This window comes from Paenibacillus baimaensis, assembly GCF_025567575.1.
Genome location: NZ_JAOQIO010000050.1, coordinates 1 through 16,200 on the forward strand (window position 1 = coordinate 1; position 16,200 = coordinate 16,200).

Here is a 16,200-nt window from a genome sequence, read left to right on the forward strand (position 1 = left end):
GGCTGCATGGGAGCATTCATGTTATCGTGAGTAAATACTTCTGCAGCTGGCTCCTGATATTGCTGAAACAAATTCATATCATGAGGGTGATGCCCCCACATCGGTGCTTGTGTTTGTGCGCCCTGTACATAACTCGGGTCGACGCATGGATAGGCGTTTGTGGATTCGACCATCGGATGCATCCACGGATTAGACTGCATTGGTTCTGTCCATGGATTAGAGTGCATCGGTTCTGTCCATGGATTAGAGTGCATCGGCTCTGTCCATGGATTAGAGTGCATCGACTCTGTCCACGGATTAGACTGCATCGGTTCTGTCCATGGATTGGAGTGCATCGATTCTGTCCATGGATTGGAGTGCATCGGCTCTGTCCACGGATTAGAGTGCATCGGCTCTGTCCACGGATTAGAGTGCATCGACTCTGTCCACGGATTGGAGTGCATCGGCTCTGTCCACGGATTAGTTTGTATCGGCTTTACAGCCGGCGCTTGAGCTGCAGGCTGTAGGAACTGCGGTTGTTCTTGCTGCATCGGCTGCATGGGCTTCATATTTGGCGCCTGAGCTTCAGGCTGTAGAAACTGCGGCTGTTCTTGCTGCATCGGCTTCATTGGCTTGACTGGTGGCATTTGGGCTTCAGGTTGTAAGTATTCCGGGTATGGTGCTGGCGGCTTTAACGGCATTTGAAACTCGATATTGGGGATCGGTTCAGGCATCGCAATAGGCTTGACAGGCGGTTTTACCACCTCTGGCTGCTCAACTACGGGTGCGGGTGCTACCGCGATTGGCTCAGGTGCAGGTATTGGAACTGGTACTGGAATGGGGGCTGTATTCGGTTTGTTATGATGATGGGATGGGTGGGTATGGTGGTGCTGCGCCTCATTTTCTGGCTGATGCGGATGATCATTTTCATGTTGATGAGATTCATGATGCGGCTTGACCTTGGGAATGTACACAACCTCGCCTGTCATCAAAATATTCGGATTTTTCAGCTGCGGATTTGCGGTAATCAACATTTGCAGGGGGACATTCCATGATTTTCCCAGCTTCCACAACGTATCCCCTTGCACAACCACATGCTTATGCAAATAATCGGTTGGCGGAATGACCGGCATTGGCGCATTGGGGATTTTCACCTTCATTCCCACCTCAATCACATTCGGGTCCGCAATTTGCGGATTGCTGGCAATCAGCTTGTCGAGATCTACATTGTACTTCTTGGCGATTTCGTAGAGCGTGTCGCCTTTCTTCACCATATGAATTTTCACTTCACAAACCTCCTTGGCGTTATCCTGAAAACCACCTGCACGTGCCAAAACAAAATGACCTTACAGTTTATGCACCGAAGTAGGCATTTGACCATCATTAAAGGAAAAAAACTAAGATTAAACGCAAGAAAAATCGAGGGCTTGTCACCTTTACCTACTGGTGTTCGACTTATTGCCTTGCAGAACAACACAAAAAGCCCCCCATCTCCACTTTAGAAGTGGAAACAGAGGGCTGCTCCAAGACGAGTTATTCGTATACCTTCACACCGTCGATATCAACCAGCTTACGGAATTCTTTAAGCAGATGCGTAGTGATAGGGCCTGCTTTGCCTTCACCGATTGTTCTTGCATCCACCTCGCGAACGGCAATAACCTCTGCTGCTGTTCCGGTAAAGAACACCTCATCCGCGACATAAACATCATGCAGGGTGAATGGCTCTTCTTTGACCTTGTAGCCCAGCTTCTCGCAAATTTCGATAATCGCAGCACGGGTAATGCCTTCAAGCGCCCCACAGTAGCAAGGCGGCGTGAAAACAACCCCTCTTTTAATAATAAAAATATTGTCGGACGAGCCCTCAGCCACATAGCCTTGGGAATTCAGCATGATGGCCTCGCCTACGCCAGCCAGATTGGCTTGAATTTTAACCAAAATATTGTTCAGGTAATTCAGCGATTTGATTTTTGGATTCAAAGCATCAGGCACATTGCGGCGTGTGGATACTGAAACGGTTTTTAATCCATTCACATAAGCCTCTTCCGGGTAAATGGACAGCTGCTCTACGATAATAATTACATTCGCTTTCGGCGAACGGCGCGGGTCTAAGCCAAGATCACCGGGACCACGGGAAACAACAAGACGAATGTATCCGTTTTGCAGCTCGTTTTTGCGAATGGTTTCGATCAGCACCTGCTGCATTTCTTCCTGAGGAAGCGGGATGTCAAGCATGATGGATTTGGCCGAATCGTACAAGCGATCCAAATGCTCTTTGCATTTAAAAATATTTCCATTATAAATTCGGATACCCTCAAAGATACCGTCTCCGTACAAAAATCCATGATCGTATACAGAAACTGTTGCCTCTTCCTTGCTCACATACTTGCCGTTTAAATAAATCACTTGTGCCATAATAACAATTACACCTCCGAGTGTGTAGGTTTATAAGAATAGGTGGGATAACAACCCAATATGCGAACCTGGCAGCCTATCGCTTCAATTTCCTGAAGGGCTGACGGGAGCAATACCGAATCAAGTGATGCATCAATATCGATGTAGAAGTAGTAATTGCCCAGCTTTTTCTTCGTTGGCCGGGATTCGATCTTGGACAGATTGATCCTGCGCCAGGCAAAAGCTGAAAGCACCTGATGCAGGGCACCCGGATAATCCTCCGGCAGCGTGACGAGAATTGTCGTTTTGTGAGACCGGTAGTTATCCATCAATTCAATGGGAGCTTGTCCAACCAGAACGAATCGGGTAAAATTTTTCTGATGATCCTGGACATCCTGTGCCCATATCTGGAGTCCATACAGTGCTCCAGCCGAACGAGGAGCAAGTGCCGCTACCTCCGGACTGCCAAGCTCCTGTACGAGTCTTGCAGCTTCACCATTGCTGCTTACCTGCTCCAGCTCCACATGAGGTAAATACTTCCGCAAAAACTGGCGGCATTGGGTTAACGTCACACTGTGTGAAACGATTTTCTTCAGGCCGCTGCAGCTTGCTTCCAACGTATCTCCCGGAGCCCCCACAGCCATTAACTGTATAGAAATCGGGTAAATCCACTCGGCCTGCATCGGCAGATTCACTTCGTGTACCAGCCAATCCAGATGAAGGCTGACCGAGCCGTCGAAGGTGTTCTCGATCGGAATGACACTATAGTCCGTTATTCCGTTTACCGTTGACATAAACACATCGTCAATCAGCTTGCAAGGAACGTACTCACAGACAGCACTGTCCAAAAAATGGCGTGCCGATTCCTCGGTGTATGTACCGGGACCCAAAAGTGCAATTCGCTTCATGTGCGAACGTCTCCTTTGATGTTTTCAAATAATGTACACCCTTCATCAAAGTGTGTCAACACCTGTACGCCATGTGACGCAGGGTTCAGCCACATCAAGGTGGCCTCGATCCCTTCGGCTTGCAGCGTGCCCTGCAGGAACTGCTCCAGCTCCGCCTTGCGGGAGCTGCTCCGGTCGACGAGCGTAAGCATCGTCGGACCGGCACCGCTTAAAGCAACGCCAAGGGCGCCATGGTTCGTCGCCTCTGCGAGGATGTGCGCGAGCCCCGGCACGAGCGGGGCTCGGTATGGCTGATGCAGCGCGTCTTTCATCGCGCGCGGGATCATGTCAAGCCGCCCGGTGCAGAGGGCGGCTACGAGCACGGACGAATGGCCGACGTTGAACACGGCATTCGTCAGGCTTTGCTCGCGCGGCAGGACATGCCGCGCTTTCTCTGTCGACAGCTGGAAGTGTGGAATGGCCACCAACACTTCCAACTGCTCATTCGGCTCGACGCGGATATACTCCGCGCGCTCGCCGTCCCAGAAGGCGACAACAAGACCGCCGAACAGCGATGCACCGACATTGTCGGGATGATGTTCCAGTGCCGTCGACATCTGGAACAAGGTGTCATCCGACAGCGGACTGCCAATCAGCGCATTGGCGCATGCCAGCGCGCCTACAATCGCTGCTGCGCTGCTGCCAAGACCACGCGTAAGCGGGATATCGCTGTACATCGAAATTTCCAGCTCCGGGTGCGTAACCCCGGCTTTGTCAAATACCATCTGCGCTACCTTATAGATCAGGTTTGATTTATCTGTAGGAATTCCTTCCATCCCACTACCGAGCAGATGGATGCTGGTTTGTGCTGCTGTACTCATTTCTATCCATGTATATAGATCAAGCGCCATACCGAGCGTATCAAATCCAGGACCCAGATTCGCCGTACTTCCCGGCACTTTTACGCGTACCTTACCGCCTTGTATACCCATCGTACGACTCCTTTTTCCGTTTAAGCTTCTCGATTGATTTATTAGCCTTCCACCCGATAAACGCTTTTGATCGAGTGAACCACGTCCATATCTTCGAACTGCTTTAACACTTTTTTCATTGCCGCCTGATTTGCATCATGAGTAATAATGATAATTTCCGCTTTCGGATTCGTTTCGTTCGGATGCTGCAATACGGACTCAAGGCTGACTTCATGCTGGGCGAACACCTGCGTAATTTGGGCAAGCACACCCGCCTTGTCTTCGACGTGCAGCAAAATGAAATTTTTGGAAGCAATCTGCTCGTCGGTCTTCAGCTTCTTTTCTTTAAATGGAGCCAAAGCACGCTGACCATTAATCCCCAGCTTCAAATTGCGAACTACCGCCACAAGATCGGCGACAATGGAGGTTGCTGTAGGCATACCGCCCGCTCCAGGACCATAGAACATGGTTTCCCCTACGGCTTCACCGTGTACATACACCGCATTGAACACTCCATTCACCGATGCCAACGGGTGCGATTTCTTCACCATGGTCGGTTGCACGCTGATGCTGATATAATCGTCCTGGCGCTCGGCGATCCCAAGCAGCTTCACTTCATACCCAAGACGCTTGCCGTAAGCGATATCTTCCTTCGTAACTTGACTGATACCACGAACCTTGACATCACTCAAAGAAACATGAGCATGGAAACCGAGTGTGCCAAGAATCGTCATTTTGCGTGCTGCATCGAAACCTTCTACATCTGAGGTAGGGTCAGACTCCGCATAGCCCAGATCCTGCGCTTCCTTGAGCACATCATGATAAGCAGCGCCTTCCTGACTCATCTTTGATAGGATATAGTTGGTCGTACCGTTGACGATTCCCATAATCTTCGTAATGCGGTCAGAAGAGAAGCCCTCAACCAATGTCCGAATGATCGGAATACCGCCTGCCACACTTGCTTCATACAAGACGTCGCAGCCTTTTTCAGATGCTTTCGCCAAAATCTCCTGCCCATGCAGCGCCATTAAATCCTTATTGGCTGTAACAACGTGCTTGCCTCTGTCCAGCGCCTCAAGAATATAGCCTTTGGCCAGCTCAATACCGCCCATCACCTCAATGACGATATCAATTTCCGGATTTTCAATAACGTCACGTGGATCTTCCGTTAATAGCTCAGAACTGACCTCGATGTCACGCAGTTTGCTTTTATCCTGAACCAAAATCTTGGATATCTCGATGGAGGCACCGGTTTGGCTCATCAAATCCTGTTGGTGTCCCTTGATGATACGGACAACCCCTGTTCCTACAGTCCCAAGACCGAGCAGCCCTACTTGAATAGATTTCATATGTTATCCTCCTTATATTTGCAACCGATCCTTCAGCCTTCAGCTACTACCCCTGCCCAACCAGAGCAGCACGACTGACGCCTTCCTGTGCTCGCAGCATCTCCAGCACAAAAGCTACATTTTCTTCCATTAATGAAGTCTCCACTGAAATCACCACATTGGCTATCCCTTGCAGCGGAATCGTTTGATGTATCGTTAGTACGTTACCCTCAAGTCCGGCTATCATCGCTAGCACTTTGGATAAAATGCCTGAACGATGTTCCAGATCCATCGAAATCGTCACGATTCGTTCCCGATCCAGCTTGCTGAGCGGAAATATTCCGTCCTTATACTTATAAAAGGCGCTTCTGCTTAATTCGACCTGTTCCACAGCCTCATGAATCGTTCTTACCTTCCCACGGGCCAGCAGTTCCTTGGCTTGCACGGTTTTGAGCAAGGCCTCAGGTAAAATGTCTTCCCTGACCAAATAGTAACGCTCATGTTCATTTGGCTTCGTGTCACCCTTTTTTTTATCCGACAGCGTAAAAATCCTCTCCATAAAGACGAATGTTTCTACCTAGTGGACATTATATCGAAAACAACGGGTTGAGGCAATAGGCTTTTGCAAATAGCCAGTCTTTTTCATAAAGTCTCCACATCTGTCGCCTTCCTAAACAAGTGCATTCATGGTAAAGTTGGTAAAATCAATAAACAAGCATGACGCTGGGCCTCTCATATATCTAAAATAGTGGTGTTCAAAAAGACGACTTTTGAAACGACCCCATAAAGGAGCAAATTGATGATTCGTGCACGTATAATGGCAACTGCCATGTTGTTTCATGACAACGATCTTTTGATGATGAAAAGGTCCCCGACACGTACATTAAATCCGGGAATGTGGGCAGCCGTAGGCGGCCATCTCGATCCGGGAGAGATTAGCTCTCCGCGCAATGCCTGCTTACGTGAAGTATGCGAGGAAACAGGCTTACAGGAAGAAGAAATTATCGATCTAAAGCTGCAGTACATTTTGATCCGACTCAATCAGCAGGAAATTCGCCAGCAATTTATTTACACAGCCCATACCACCCGCCGGGATGTCATCCAGACTGAGGAAGGGGTACTGCACTGGATTCCACGTGAGCAGGTACTTGATCGAGAAATCCCGTTTATTTTCCATCGACTGCTGGAGCACTACTTCGAGCATGGTCCAACTGATCACATCTGGGTTGGCACCGCTGGATTTGATCAATATTCAGCTCCAGAGGTACATTGGACAGCCTTGGTCGATCCCGAGATGAACTGACAAACTTATAAAGATGTACAAATATAACAAACAAGCTTTACAACGACAAAAAACCGTCTGGACTTGACATCCATACGGTTTTTTATTGACACTTCCTCCAGAACAACCTCAACCTTAGCTCAGCCATGCGAACGAAACTCGCTTTTATTACTGAGATCCCGCCATTTATCTAGAATTTTAAATGCCTCTTTGCGCTGCAGCAGGGAACGAGCCAGTTGAAAGCCTTCTTCATACGAACCTACCTTGTCAAACCAGTACAGGCGCAATCCTGCATTAAATACAACATGCTCACGTTCATTATGGATATCATCGGAATCATCTCCTTGAATAACCCTATTTAAAAGTCCAATTTGTTCGTCTTTCCCGCATTTCTCTAAAGGGTCACCACGAAATCCGAATGTTAAAGGGTCAATAATATTCGATTCGTCACCCCAAGGTGTCACCTTACGAATAACACTGCTTTTATGAATCGGTAAATCCTCAGAGCCCTCAATACCTTGTACAATATAGGCTGTTTCAAAACCCGACCTCGGTAAGAGATGTATCAGATGGTCCATCGCCGTTTTGTGGTGTACACCGATCATTAAATTTTGTGAATGGACAGGATTGATTACTTTTTCTACGGTATTAAAGAAGGTTCGCAATCCTATCTGCTCTCGGACCTGCCTCACTCGTCCAAAGGGTGGACAAATCAGATCTGTCCATATGAATCCGATATGCAAGCTCATGAAGATGTTTTCCCAATCTCTGGCTTCCAGCTCCACCTGGATACCTATGCCCTCCAGAAGCTCCTTCAAAGAAATACCCAACATTGGGGGCAACGATTGACTTCCATGGAGCACCTGTGGAAATCCAACGGAAGCGATTAGCAGGCTGACCGGAATCGTAACCGGAAAATACTGTCTGCCATCATAAGGGCCGGCACAATTCAAAGAATTGGAGAAGGAACGGTAAGGCAGCGAGTACTTGCGAAATACATCGACAAAGCCCATCATTTCTTCGTCTGCTTCCCCCTTCATCCGCATCGCCATTAAAAACGCCGCTGTTTGTGCATCCGTAGATTCGCCGCGAGCAATGGCATGAGCCACAGCTACCGCCTCATCATAAGTCAAATCACGTGACCCTGTTCGTCCGGTTCCTACCGCTTTAATCCATTGCTTCATGGTGTCAACTCCCTCATAAATGACTAAAATGCCAAATTCGTAAGCAAATAAACTGCTTACGAATCATCTGCAGCTGTGAGATTACGCCGGATTGATCTGCACAGCGCACACTTTAAATTCCGGCATTCGGCACGTGGGGTCCAGGGCCGGGTTAGTTAACCGATTAATACAGAAATCATCGCCCCAGTGAAAAGCGACAAATACCGTATCCGGCCGAATTTTTTGCGAAAACTTCACCTTCAAACGAATCGTTCCTCGCTTGGAGGATACCTTGGCATGACCTCCATTGACAAGACCAATGATTCCCGCCGAATCCGGATGAATCTCAAGCAGCGGTTCCGGATATTTGGAATTCAACTCCGAAGTATTCCTTGTCTGAACGCCCGATAAATAATGCTGCAGCACTCTTCCGGTCGTTAATATATACGGATATTTCCGATTCGCCACTTCCTTCGGATTCTGATGTTCAATCGGTGCCAGCCTCGCACGTCCATCCTCATGGTCGAATTGCTTCTCAAACATACGCGGCGTTCCGGGATGGCCCTCCTCCGGGCAAGGCCAGAACATCCCATGCTGTGCCTCAAGACTGGCGTAAGTCATTCCGAAGTAATCAGCTTTCCCCCCTTTGCTCGCCAGTCTTAGTTCATTAAAGATTTCTTCCGCATTTTGATAATTAAAATAAGCCCCTTTATCCAGAACAGCCGCCATTTCGCAAACAATTTTCCAATCAAGCTTTGCCTTGCCCGGGAGTGCTTTGAGCGCTCTGCGCACCAGAACGCGTCCCTCTAACTGGGTCATCGTTCCTTCGTCCTCCAAATAAGCTGAGCCGGGAAGCACCATATGAGCCAAACGAGCTGTCTCCGATTCGAATAAATCGATAACAACGAGGAACTCCAGTTTTTTTAATGCTTTTTCTACCATGTGGCTATTCGGGTTGGACACGACAGGATTCGAACCCAGAACAATCAGGCATTTAATTTCTTTGCGGTCAATAGCTTCCATCATTTCATAAGCCGAAATTCCTTTTCGGGGAAGGTCTTCTTCATTAACACCCCAAACTTTAGCCATATAAGCACGATGCTCCAAATTTTCAATCAGTCGATAGCCAGGCAGCTGATCGGCCTTCTGACCATGCTCGCGTCCGCCCTGTCCGTTAGCCTGACCCGTAATCGCTCCGTAGCCACAACCCTGCTTGCCTATTTTACCTGTAAGCAGCACCATATTGAGAAAGTTCCTTACATTGGCTACACCGCTTGCATGCTGTTCTACACCCCGTGCTGTAAATACCATACCGGTCTCGGCTTCTCCGTACATCCGTGCAGCTTCTACAATTTGCTGGGGTGGTATTCCCGTCAAAGCGGCGACTTCCGATAAGGAGACCTGCTTTACATGCTCGACAAGCTCGTCATAGCCATTCGTCCGCTGCTCGATAAAACTTTGATCAACAAAGCCTTCTTCGATTATGACCTTGATCATTCCGTTCACCAGCGCGGCGTCATACCCTGGCTTTACCTTCAAATGCAGATCCGCTATTGAGCAAGTCGCAGTTTCCCTTGGATCAATGACGATAATTTTGCAGCCGTTTTGGCGGGCTTTGCGAAAATAAGCCATAATTGTTGGCTGGCACTCCGCAATATTGGTTCCTGCCAAAATGATACACTTGGCAAACGGTACCTCTTCCAGCGGATTGGTCAATCCGCGATCCACACCAAATGTCAAATTCGCTGCACCCGCAGCAGCCGACATACAGAAACGGCCATTGTAATCGATATATTTGGTTTGCAAAGCGACCCGCGCAAATTTCCCAAGCAAGTAGCATTCTTCGTTTGTCAGAGATCCACCGCCATATACGCCAACCGAATCCTTGCCATATTTGGTTTGCAAAGCCTGCACTTGAATCCGAAATCTTTCCATGGCCGCTTCCCAGGATACATTAGAGAGTTTGCCTTTTATCCTGATCATTGGATTGCGCAATCTGCGATCATCAATAGCATGCGAGTGAGCATTCAATCCTTTTACACAGAGCCTGCCATCCGTAACCGGATCCTCTTTATTCGCCGAGACCGAAAACCGACTAACCATGATCGACTTTTCCTCATGTAGATTCATCGTGCATTGGACACTACAATAAGGACATTCCGTTGTGGTCGTTATCTCTCTCGTAGTGGTTACAGCCTGCTGCTTCTGAAAATGCTTAAGAAATTCGTTCATTCTGCTCACTCACCTTATTGCCCTATTAGTTTAATAGTTCACGCCATTGCCTGCCTTCGCCCATTCTTTTCTCCAGCTGCGTGATACCGCATAGAAGGCTAACGTCACGACCAGAACGATCGAGGCCACCACAATAAATCCGGTAACATGAGTCCCTGTAGCTTGTTTTAAGGGTCCAAGAATATTATTAGGAAGTAAAAATCCGCCAAACCCGCCTGCCGCACCTACAATACCTGTTACAACTCCGATTTCTTTGGAGAAACGCTGTGGTACCAATTGAAAAATCGATCCATTGCCCATTCCCAGACAAGCCATCATCACACTCGTGATCAGCAGCATCACCATAAAGGAGCTTGGCATCGTCGACACGAGAAACGCACAAACACAGACGACCGTGTAAAGTACCAGCATGAAACGCATACCACCGATTTTATCTGCAATGTAACCGCCTATAGGTCTGAAAAAGCTGCCCGCAATGACGGTGATCGTAACCAGATAACCGATTTGAATTTTGGATAAACCATCTGGAATCGTTTTGTCTCCATACACATCATAGAAGAAAATACTGAAGTAACTGGAAAATCCGACGAAGCCTCCGAACGTAATTGCATAAAAGATACTGAACCACCAGGTATCCTTGTGTTTAAATGCCGACAAATAATCAATAATTCCTTTGGGAGCTGGTTGATTCGGACTATCCTTCGCCATCATGATGTATGCGATCAATACAAGCACCAACGGGATAATCGCAAGTCCAAATACATTGTGCCAACCCATACTTGCAGCCAGCTGTGGACCGAAGAAGGTTGCAAGTGCAGTTCCGCTATTTCCCGCGCCTGCAATGCCCATTGCTAATCCTTGATACTGCGGCGGGTACCAGCGACTTGCCAAGGAGAGGGAAACCGCAAAGCTTGCGCCTGCAATCCCAAGTAAAAATCCGAGTGCCAGCACCTGATTAAAAGTAGTTCCGCCAAGCCAACCCCACAATAACGGAAGGATGGTCAGCAGCATACCGATAATTCCAGCTTTCCGCGATCCGATTCGATCTGCCAGAATCCCCATTGGGATCCGGAATATGGAACCACCTAATGTAGGAATCGCCACCATCGTCGCTTTTTGCGCATCGGTTAATCCAAAGTCCTTGGTAACGTATAAGGCCAGCGCACCACATAATACCCAAATCATAAAACTTACATCAAAATATAGGAATGCTGACATCAAACTTGGAAAATGACCTGATTTCTTAAAATTTTTAATTTCCATTCTAAAACACCTCCCCTAGCAGTCTCTTTTCAAGCATCGACGTCATTTAAATGTTATATTTGTTTACATCTAAATAATATACATGCGTTCTCCGAAAATTTCAATACTATTTATGTAAAAAATTCATATTATACTCGAACTTTAAAGTTAATAATCACAATTTTTATTCGTGTTTAAATCGTTTGCACAAAAAAGAGGAGTGCCAACCTCACATGAAACTAACGCAAGGTTTGCACTTCTCTTTTTGAGCTTACTATTCTTTTTCAACAAACTCAAATTCAAAATCACCAATCTGAATCGTCTGTCCATCTACAGCACCACGAGTTCTAAGTGCTTGATCAATACCTTTTTTACGTAAAATCCGTGCAAATCGTTCAACGGCTTCCTGTGTGCTGAAGTTCGTTCTTTTGATCAGCTTTTCAATACTTGGACTCTCAATAACAAATGTATCATTCTCACGTCGGATGGTGAATTCCTCGTCATCCTGTGCTTCAAACTTGAACACCTTGCGCTCAGACAGATCAACCAGGTCCTCCAAGAGCGGCATATCTGGAATGGTTTCCAGCAGGTCCGCCACTTTGTACAGAAGCTCCTGAACACCATTTTTGGTGACTGCCGATACAGGCATCACACGGATTGACGGATCCACTTCAGCAAGCTGCCGTGTAAATTCCTCCAGATATACTTCTGCGTCCGGCATGTCCATTTTGTTAGCGACAACAATTTGCGGCCGTTCACCGAGCTTGGCACTATAAAGTGTTAGCTCATTGTTGATTTTTTGCCAATCATCAAAAGGATCACGACCATCCGTAGCTGCCATATCGATAATATGAACAACAACTCGTGTCCTTTCTACATGCCGCAGAAATTCATGACCGAGACCTACGCCCTCATGAGCTCCTTCAATTAATCCAGGCAAATCGGCCATCACAAAGCTTCGACCATCCCCTACATCAACAACCCCCAGGTTCGGAGTCAGTGTAGTAAAATGATAAGCAGCGATCTTAGGCTGGGCAGCAGATACAACAGACAGCAGTGTTGATTTCCCAACACTCGGAAAACCTACCAAGCCCACATCCGCCATCACCTTAAGCTCAAGCACAAGCCAACGCTCCTGGCCTTCTTCACCATTCTCGGCTATCTCCGGAGCGGGATTGTTCGCTGTTGCAAATTTGGCGTTACCACGACCACCGCGACCACCCTTGGCTACGATAACTTCCTGATCATGACGCGTTAAATCTGCCATAATTTCGTGAGTATCATCATTAATGACGACCGTTCCCGGAGGTACTCTTACGATTAGGTCCTCAGCATTAGCGCCATGCTGTGTCTTGTTTCGACCCTTAATTCCACGATCCGCTTTAAAATGCTTTTGGTATCTGAAATCTACGAGTGTGCGAAGGCCCTCGTCCACACGGAAAATAACGTTGCCTCCATTACCTCCATCGCCTCCGCCCGGACCTCCATCAGGTACATACTTTTCTCTGCGGAATGCAACGAGACCATCGCCTCCATCGCCGCCTTTAACATAAATCTTCGCTTTATCGATAAACATGCCTACACCTCTTTATATATTCAACGGTAATTCGATGCTCACTCCTATAGAATGTCCATCCCATTGATTTGTTTTCCATGTCATATTCATATCCGATTGGAGCCTGACTCGTTCAAGAGCAGGCAGCAGCTGATTACCGGTCTTATCACATTGATAATGACCATCAATTGTCAGTTTGCCAACCGTTTGTGTCAGCTTTAGCTGTAAACCATACTCATGTTCATGGTGAACAACCGCATGCTCTTTAAAAACTTCAATGACTGCAATCAGTAATCGAGTCAATTCTTTACAATCGATCAAAAGTTCATTTAAATGGATTTCGTGCTCCATTTCGACTTCCAGCTTTAATTCCTTCACCTCGGCCTGTACCGAGAATACATACATAATGAGTTCAGGAACTCCCAGCTTCGAAACGTTACTTTCTCGCTGAACCTTCACTTTGATGTTTTGTATCAAGCTCTCTAGCTTATCATACTTGCGTAACTTGACATAACCGAATATTAATTGAATCTCATTCATCCAATCGTGCCGATAGTGGTTAAACAAGCGAATCAATCGGAGATCCTGATCAGATTCTCTCTCGTCACCCATTAAAAAGGCTCCATTTTCACTCTGATTACTGAAGCATTCTTCGTTGAACGGTCGATTCGAACCCATGTCAACCTCTCCGATCCACTAGTCCAAATATAGAAAAATCCCCGGCGACACTGAATCGCCGGGGCTATCGTCGATGACGTATTATACTTCTACAGCTGCAGCCACCGGAGCGACTTCAAATGGATAAACACTTACTTTTTTGCGAGTACGACCATAACGCTCGAACTTCACAACGCCTTCGATTAGAGCAAACAACGTATCATCGGAACCGATACCTACGTTATTTCCCGGATGAATCTTAGTTCCGCGTTGGCGGTACAAGATGCTTCCAGCACTAACTCCTTGTCCGTCAGCACGTTTAGCGCCAAGACGCTTACCGATACTGTCACGACCGTTTTTTGTGGAACCTACACCCTTCTTGGATGCAAACATCTGAAGATTTAATTGTAACATGGTGTCAACCTCCTTCATTTCGTATTTTCTTGCAAATCTATATACGTACTGTACGATTGTTTAATAGTTTGCAGCATGACAACCATCGACTCAAGCAGCATCTGTACCTTTTCATTCAAGACGTTATCTGCAAGCTCAGTAAGTTCAACATCCAAAAAGCCATGCTTGGCTTTCGTCTTCAATTGAATTCCGAGCAATACTTCGACCGAATTGACCGTACCTACCGTAACAGCAGATACACCTGCACAGACAATATCTTTGCCAGGCTCATCATACATGGCATGACCTTTTACTTGAAACGAATAGATCCGACCGTCAGGCTTGCGCTTAATCTTCACACGAATCATCTGCTGATCCTTAAGCTTTGATAGCTTCGATCACAACTTTAGTGTAAGGTTGACGATGACCTTGTTTACGACGGTAGTTTTTCTTGGCTTTGTATTTGTAAACGATGATTTTCTCACCTTTACCATGCTTTTCCACTTTCGCGGAAACAGCAGCTCCGGAAACTAATGGAGCTCCAAGAACCAAACCAGATTCTTTAGACACAGCCAAAACTTTGTCAAAAGTAACGGAATCGCCTTCACCAGCATTCAATTTCTCGATGTAAAGAACATCGCCAGCTTGAACCTTGTATTGCTTACCACCTGTTTCAATAATTGCGTACATATTGTTGCACCTCCCTCATGTCTCAGACTCGCCTATACATCAGGTGATGTGTCGTAACTCCCACACATACTTAGACCTGTTTCGCGCGGTTACAGCATGTTTTGCAACATACTCGAATATTCTATCACAGTGAACTTAACAAAGCAACATTTACTTCATTGATTCAAATAACGGTTATTTGGACCATATCCAGCCATTCCCGTCGCAAGTCTTGCAGCGGGTCACCGGAAGCTTATCTGTGCCCGTTTTTATTTTTTTGCGAGTCAATTCCATAAGTCCCAGCTTCGTCCAACCAACAACGACCGTCTTGGTTCGGTCCTTGCGTGTTTCATCAACAAGCAGCTCCAAAACCTGCTGTCGATTCGATTCCAGGCCCATATCAATAAAATCGATGACGATCAGTCCACCAATATCTCGCAATCTCAACAGCCTTGCAATATCCTTGGCAGCCATTAAATTCGTATCGTACACCGTCTGCTCCAAGCTGACACTGCCCGTGTATTTGCCCGTGTTAACATCAAAGACCGTCAGTGCCTCTGTGTAATCAACAATCAGATAACCGCCGTTGTCGAGCCATACCTTACGTTTAAAGCCGCTTTGCAGCTGCTCATCCACATGATATGTCGCAAATAGCGATATCGGTCGACTTTCGTACAAACGGACATGCTCGGATAACGAAGGCGCCGAGGTGCGCAGCAGTGATACGACGGATTGATGGATTTCTTTATCGTCGATCCAGAGCTCTTTGATGTCTTCACTAAACCCGTCCCGAATCCATCTGGACAGAAGCCCAAAATCGCTATACACCTTCCGCGGCACGGCACCCGGTTGTTCGACCAATTTTTCTACCGCCAGCCAACGTTGTCGAAGCTCTTCCAAATCGGCCGCAATCGTCGCCTCCGAAACTCCTTGTGCCGCTGTTCGTACAATAAAGCCTTCTCCAGGAAGCACCTTGCTTTCCGCAGCCCGTTTCAGCCGCAGCCGTTCCTCTTCATTGGCAATTTTCCGGGACACGCCAATATAATCTGCCTCCGGCATATAAACTCCCCATCTGCCCGGAATCGAATGATGAGTCGTCACACGCGCGCCTTTGGTTCCAACCGGCTCTTTCACCACCTGAACAAGCAAGGTTTGTCCCTCCTGAACGAGGTCGGTAACCAGCGGCTTTTGCTGAGGCTGTTTATCCAGATGAGCAGGAAGCATATCATCGATGTACAAAAAAGCATTTTTCTCAAGTCCTATATCCAAAAATGCGGCCTGCATTCCTTGCAGCACACGCATGACACGCCCTAAATACATATTGCCAGCCAATTGCTCGGTTCCACGAGACTCGTTGTCATACTCAGCCAGCTTGCCATTTTCTAACACAGCTACTTCAATTTGATCTTGTCCGCATTGAACCAGAATTTGCTTCATCTTTTCCACCTCGC

General features: G+C 47.2%; 16 protein-coding genes and 1 other annotated feature. Of the genes, 1 reads left to right on the forward strand and 15 read right to left on the reverse strand.

Translation table 11 applies throughout. The features are described from left to right. From OB236_RS14750 to OB236_RS14775, 6 genes are all read right to left on the reverse strand, one after another. A partial coding sequence (locus tag OB236_RS14750) for a LysM peptidoglycan-binding domain-containing protein (protein WP_262684689.1) occupies positions 1-1,265 on the reverse strand: 1,265 nt, incomplete at its 3' end. Between the two features lie 247 nt (positions 1,266-1,512). Next, positions 1,513-2,391: a branched-chain-amino-acid transaminase gene (ilvE, locus tag OB236_RS14755; RefSeq protein ID WP_076231610.1), complete on the reverse strand. Its 879-nt coding sequence runs from the start codon at positions 2,389-2,391 to the stop codon at positions 1,513-1,515. Between the two features lie 8 nt (positions 2,392-2,399). Beyond that, positions 2,400-3,278, reverse strand: a complete 879-nt coding sequence (gene pheA, locus OB236_RS14760) for a prephenate dehydratase (protein ID WP_076231607.1) — start codon at positions 3,276-3,278, stop codon at positions 2,400-2,402. Continuing rightward, positions 3,275-4,249 carry a homoserine kinase gene (gene thrB / locus OB236_RS14765; protein ID WP_262684690.1) on the reverse strand — a complete coding sequence of 325 codons (975 nt, stop codon included), beginning with the start codon at positions 4,247-4,249 and terminating at the stop codon, positions 3,275-3,277. Before thrB ends, pheA begins: the two co-directional genes overlap by 4 nt. 41 nt (positions 4,250-4,290) lie before the next feature. Beyond that, positions 4,291-5,577 (reverse strand): homoserine dehydrogenase, encoded by a 1,287-nt coding sequence (locus tag OB236_RS14770; RefSeq protein WP_262684691.1) that lies wholly within the window; start codon positions 5,575-5,577, stop codon positions 4,291-4,293. A gap of 46 nt (positions 5,578-5,623) precedes the next feature. Next, positions 5,624-6,115, reverse strand: coding sequence for an ACT domain-containing protein (locus tag OB236_RS14775; protein ID WP_076231601.1), 492 nt, complete (start codon positions 6,113-6,115; stop codon positions 5,624-5,626). 240 nt (positions 6,116-6,355) lie between these two features. On the opposite strand from OB236_RS14775, the gene OB236_RS14780 reads away from it, so the two are divergent. After that, positions 6,356-6,859, forward strand: coding sequence for an NUDIX domain-containing protein (locus OB236_RS14780; protein WP_076231598.1), 504 nt, complete (start codon positions 6,356-6,358; stop codon positions 6,857-6,859). Between the two features lie 119 nt (positions 6,860-6,978). Here the strand turns inward: OB236_RS14780 and OB236_RS14785 are convergent, their stop codons facing one another. From OB236_RS14785 to OB236_RS14825, 9 genes are all read right to left on the reverse strand, one after another. Continuing rightward, positions 6,979-8,022, reverse strand: a complete 1,044-nt coding sequence (locus tag OB236_RS14785) for an anthranilate phosphoribosyltransferase (protein WP_262684692.1) — start codon at positions 8,020-8,022, stop codon at positions 6,979-6,981. 81 nt (positions 8,023-8,103) lie between these two features. Beyond that, positions 8,104-10,233, reverse strand: coding sequence for an assimilatory nitrate reductase catalytic subunit NasC (gene nasC, locus OB236_RS14790; protein WP_262684693.1), 2,130 nt, complete (start codon positions 10,231-10,233; stop codon positions 8,104-8,106). A 30-nt stretch (positions 10,234-10,263) separates the two neighbouring features. After that, positions 10,264-11,496 carry an MFS transporter gene (locus OB236_RS14795; RefSeq protein ID WP_076231592.1) on the reverse strand — a complete coding sequence of 411 codons (1,233 nt, stop codon included), beginning with the start codon at positions 11,494-11,496 and terminating at the stop codon, positions 10,264-10,266. Positions 11,497-11,749: 253 nt separating this feature from the next. Next, the gene (gene obgE, locus OB236_RS14800) at positions 11,750-13,051 is read right to left on the reverse strand and encodes a GTPase ObgE (protein ID WP_262684694.1); all 1,302 of its coding nucleotides are present in this window, start codon (positions 13,049-13,051) and stop codon (positions 11,750-11,752) included. A 12-nt stretch (positions 13,052-13,063) separates the two neighbouring features. After that, positions 13,064-13,708, reverse strand: a complete 645-nt coding sequence (locus OB236_RS14805) for a Spo0B domain-containing protein (RefSeq protein ID WP_262684695.1) — start codon at positions 13,706-13,708, stop codon at positions 13,064-13,066. 81 nt (positions 13,709-13,789) lie between these two features. Then, on the reverse strand, positions 13,790-14,101 hold the full coding sequence (rpmA, locus tag OB236_RS14810) for a 50S ribosomal protein L27 (RefSeq protein ID WP_076231585.1): 312 nt from the start codon (positions 14,099-14,101) through the stop codon (positions 13,790-13,792). Between the two features lie 14 nt (positions 14,102-14,115). Then, a complete protein-coding gene (locus OB236_RS14815) occupies positions 14,116-14,448 on the reverse strand; it encodes a ribosomal-processing cysteine protease Prp (protein ID WP_076231583.1) in 333 nt (110 codons plus the stop codon). Positions 14,449-14,458: 10 nt separating this feature from the next. Continuing rightward, a complete protein-coding gene (gene rplU, locus OB236_RS14820) occupies positions 14,459-14,770 on the reverse strand; it encodes a 50S ribosomal protein L21 (protein ID WP_076231580.1) in 312 nt (103 codons plus the stop codon). A 14-nt stretch (positions 14,771-14,784) separates the two neighbouring features. Further along, positions 14,785-14,871: a sequence feature (ribosomal protein L21 leader region), on the reverse strand. A 73-nt stretch (positions 14,872-14,944) separates the two neighbouring features. Beyond that, a complete protein-coding gene (locus tag OB236_RS14825; protein WP_262684696.1) occupies positions 14,945-16,186 on the reverse strand; it encodes an Rne/Rng family ribonuclease in 1,242 nt (413 codons plus the stop codon). Positions 16,187-16,200 lie beyond the last annotated feature (14 nt).

Bases quoted from the DNA above. Each gene is read 5' to 3' on its own strand.
- OB236_RS14825 (WP_262684696.1), bottom strand. From the start codon at position 16,186: ATGAAGCAAATTCTGGTTCAATGCGGACAAGATCAAATTGAAGTAGCT.
- OB236_RS14770 (WP_262684691.1), bottom strand. From the start codon at position 5,577: ATGAAATCTATTCAAGTAGGGCTGCTCGGTCTTGGGACTGTAGGAACA.
- OB236_RS14780 (WP_076231598.1), top strand. From the start codon at position 6,356: ATGATTCGTGCACGTATAATGGCAACTGCCATGTTGTTTCATGACAAC.
- OB236_RS14795 (WP_076231592.1), bottom strand. From the start codon at position 11,496: ATGGAAATTAAAAATTTTAAGAAATCAGGTCATTTTCCAAGTTTGATG.
- rplU (WP_076231580.1), bottom strand. From the start codon at position 14,770: ATGTACGCAATTATTGAAACAGGTGGTAAGCAATACAAGGTTCAAGCT.
- rpmA (WP_076231585.1), bottom strand. From the start codon at position 14,101: ATGTTACAATTAAATCTTCAGATGTTTGCATCCAAGAAGGGTGTAGGT.
- pheA (WP_076231607.1), bottom strand. From the start codon at position 3,278: ATGAAGCGAATTGCACTTTTGGGTCCCGGTACATACACCGAGGAATCG.
- OB236_RS14785 (WP_262684692.1), bottom strand. From the start codon at position 8,022: ATGAAGCAATGGATTAAAGCGGTAGGAACCGGACGAACAGGGTCACGT.
- OB236_RS14815 (WP_076231583.1), bottom strand. From the start codon at position 14,448: ATGATTCGTGTGAAGATTAAGCGCAAGCCTGACGGTCGGATCTATTCG.
- nasC (WP_262684693.1), bottom strand. From the start codon at position 10,233: ATGAACGAATTTCTTAAGCATTTTCAGAAGCAGCAGGCTGTAACCACT.
- thrB (WP_262684690.1), bottom strand. From the start codon at position 4,249: ATGGGTATACAAGGCGGTAAGGTACGCGTAAAAGTGCCGGGAAGTACG.
- OB236_RS14775 (WP_076231601.1), bottom strand. From the start codon at position 6,115: ATGGAGAGGATTTTTACGCTGTCGGATAAAAAAAAGGGTGACACGAAG.
- OB236_RS14805 (WP_262684695.1), bottom strand. From the start codon at position 13,708: ATGGGTTCGAATCGACCGTTCAACGAAGAATGCTTCAGTAATCAGAGT.
- ilvE (WP_076231610.1), bottom strand. From the start codon at position 2,391: ATGGCACAAGTGATTTATTTAAACGGCAAGTATGTGAGCAAGGAAGAG.
- obgE (WP_262684694.1), bottom strand. From the start codon at position 13,051: ATGTTTATCGATAAAGCGAAGATTTATGTTAAAGGCGGCGATGGAGGC.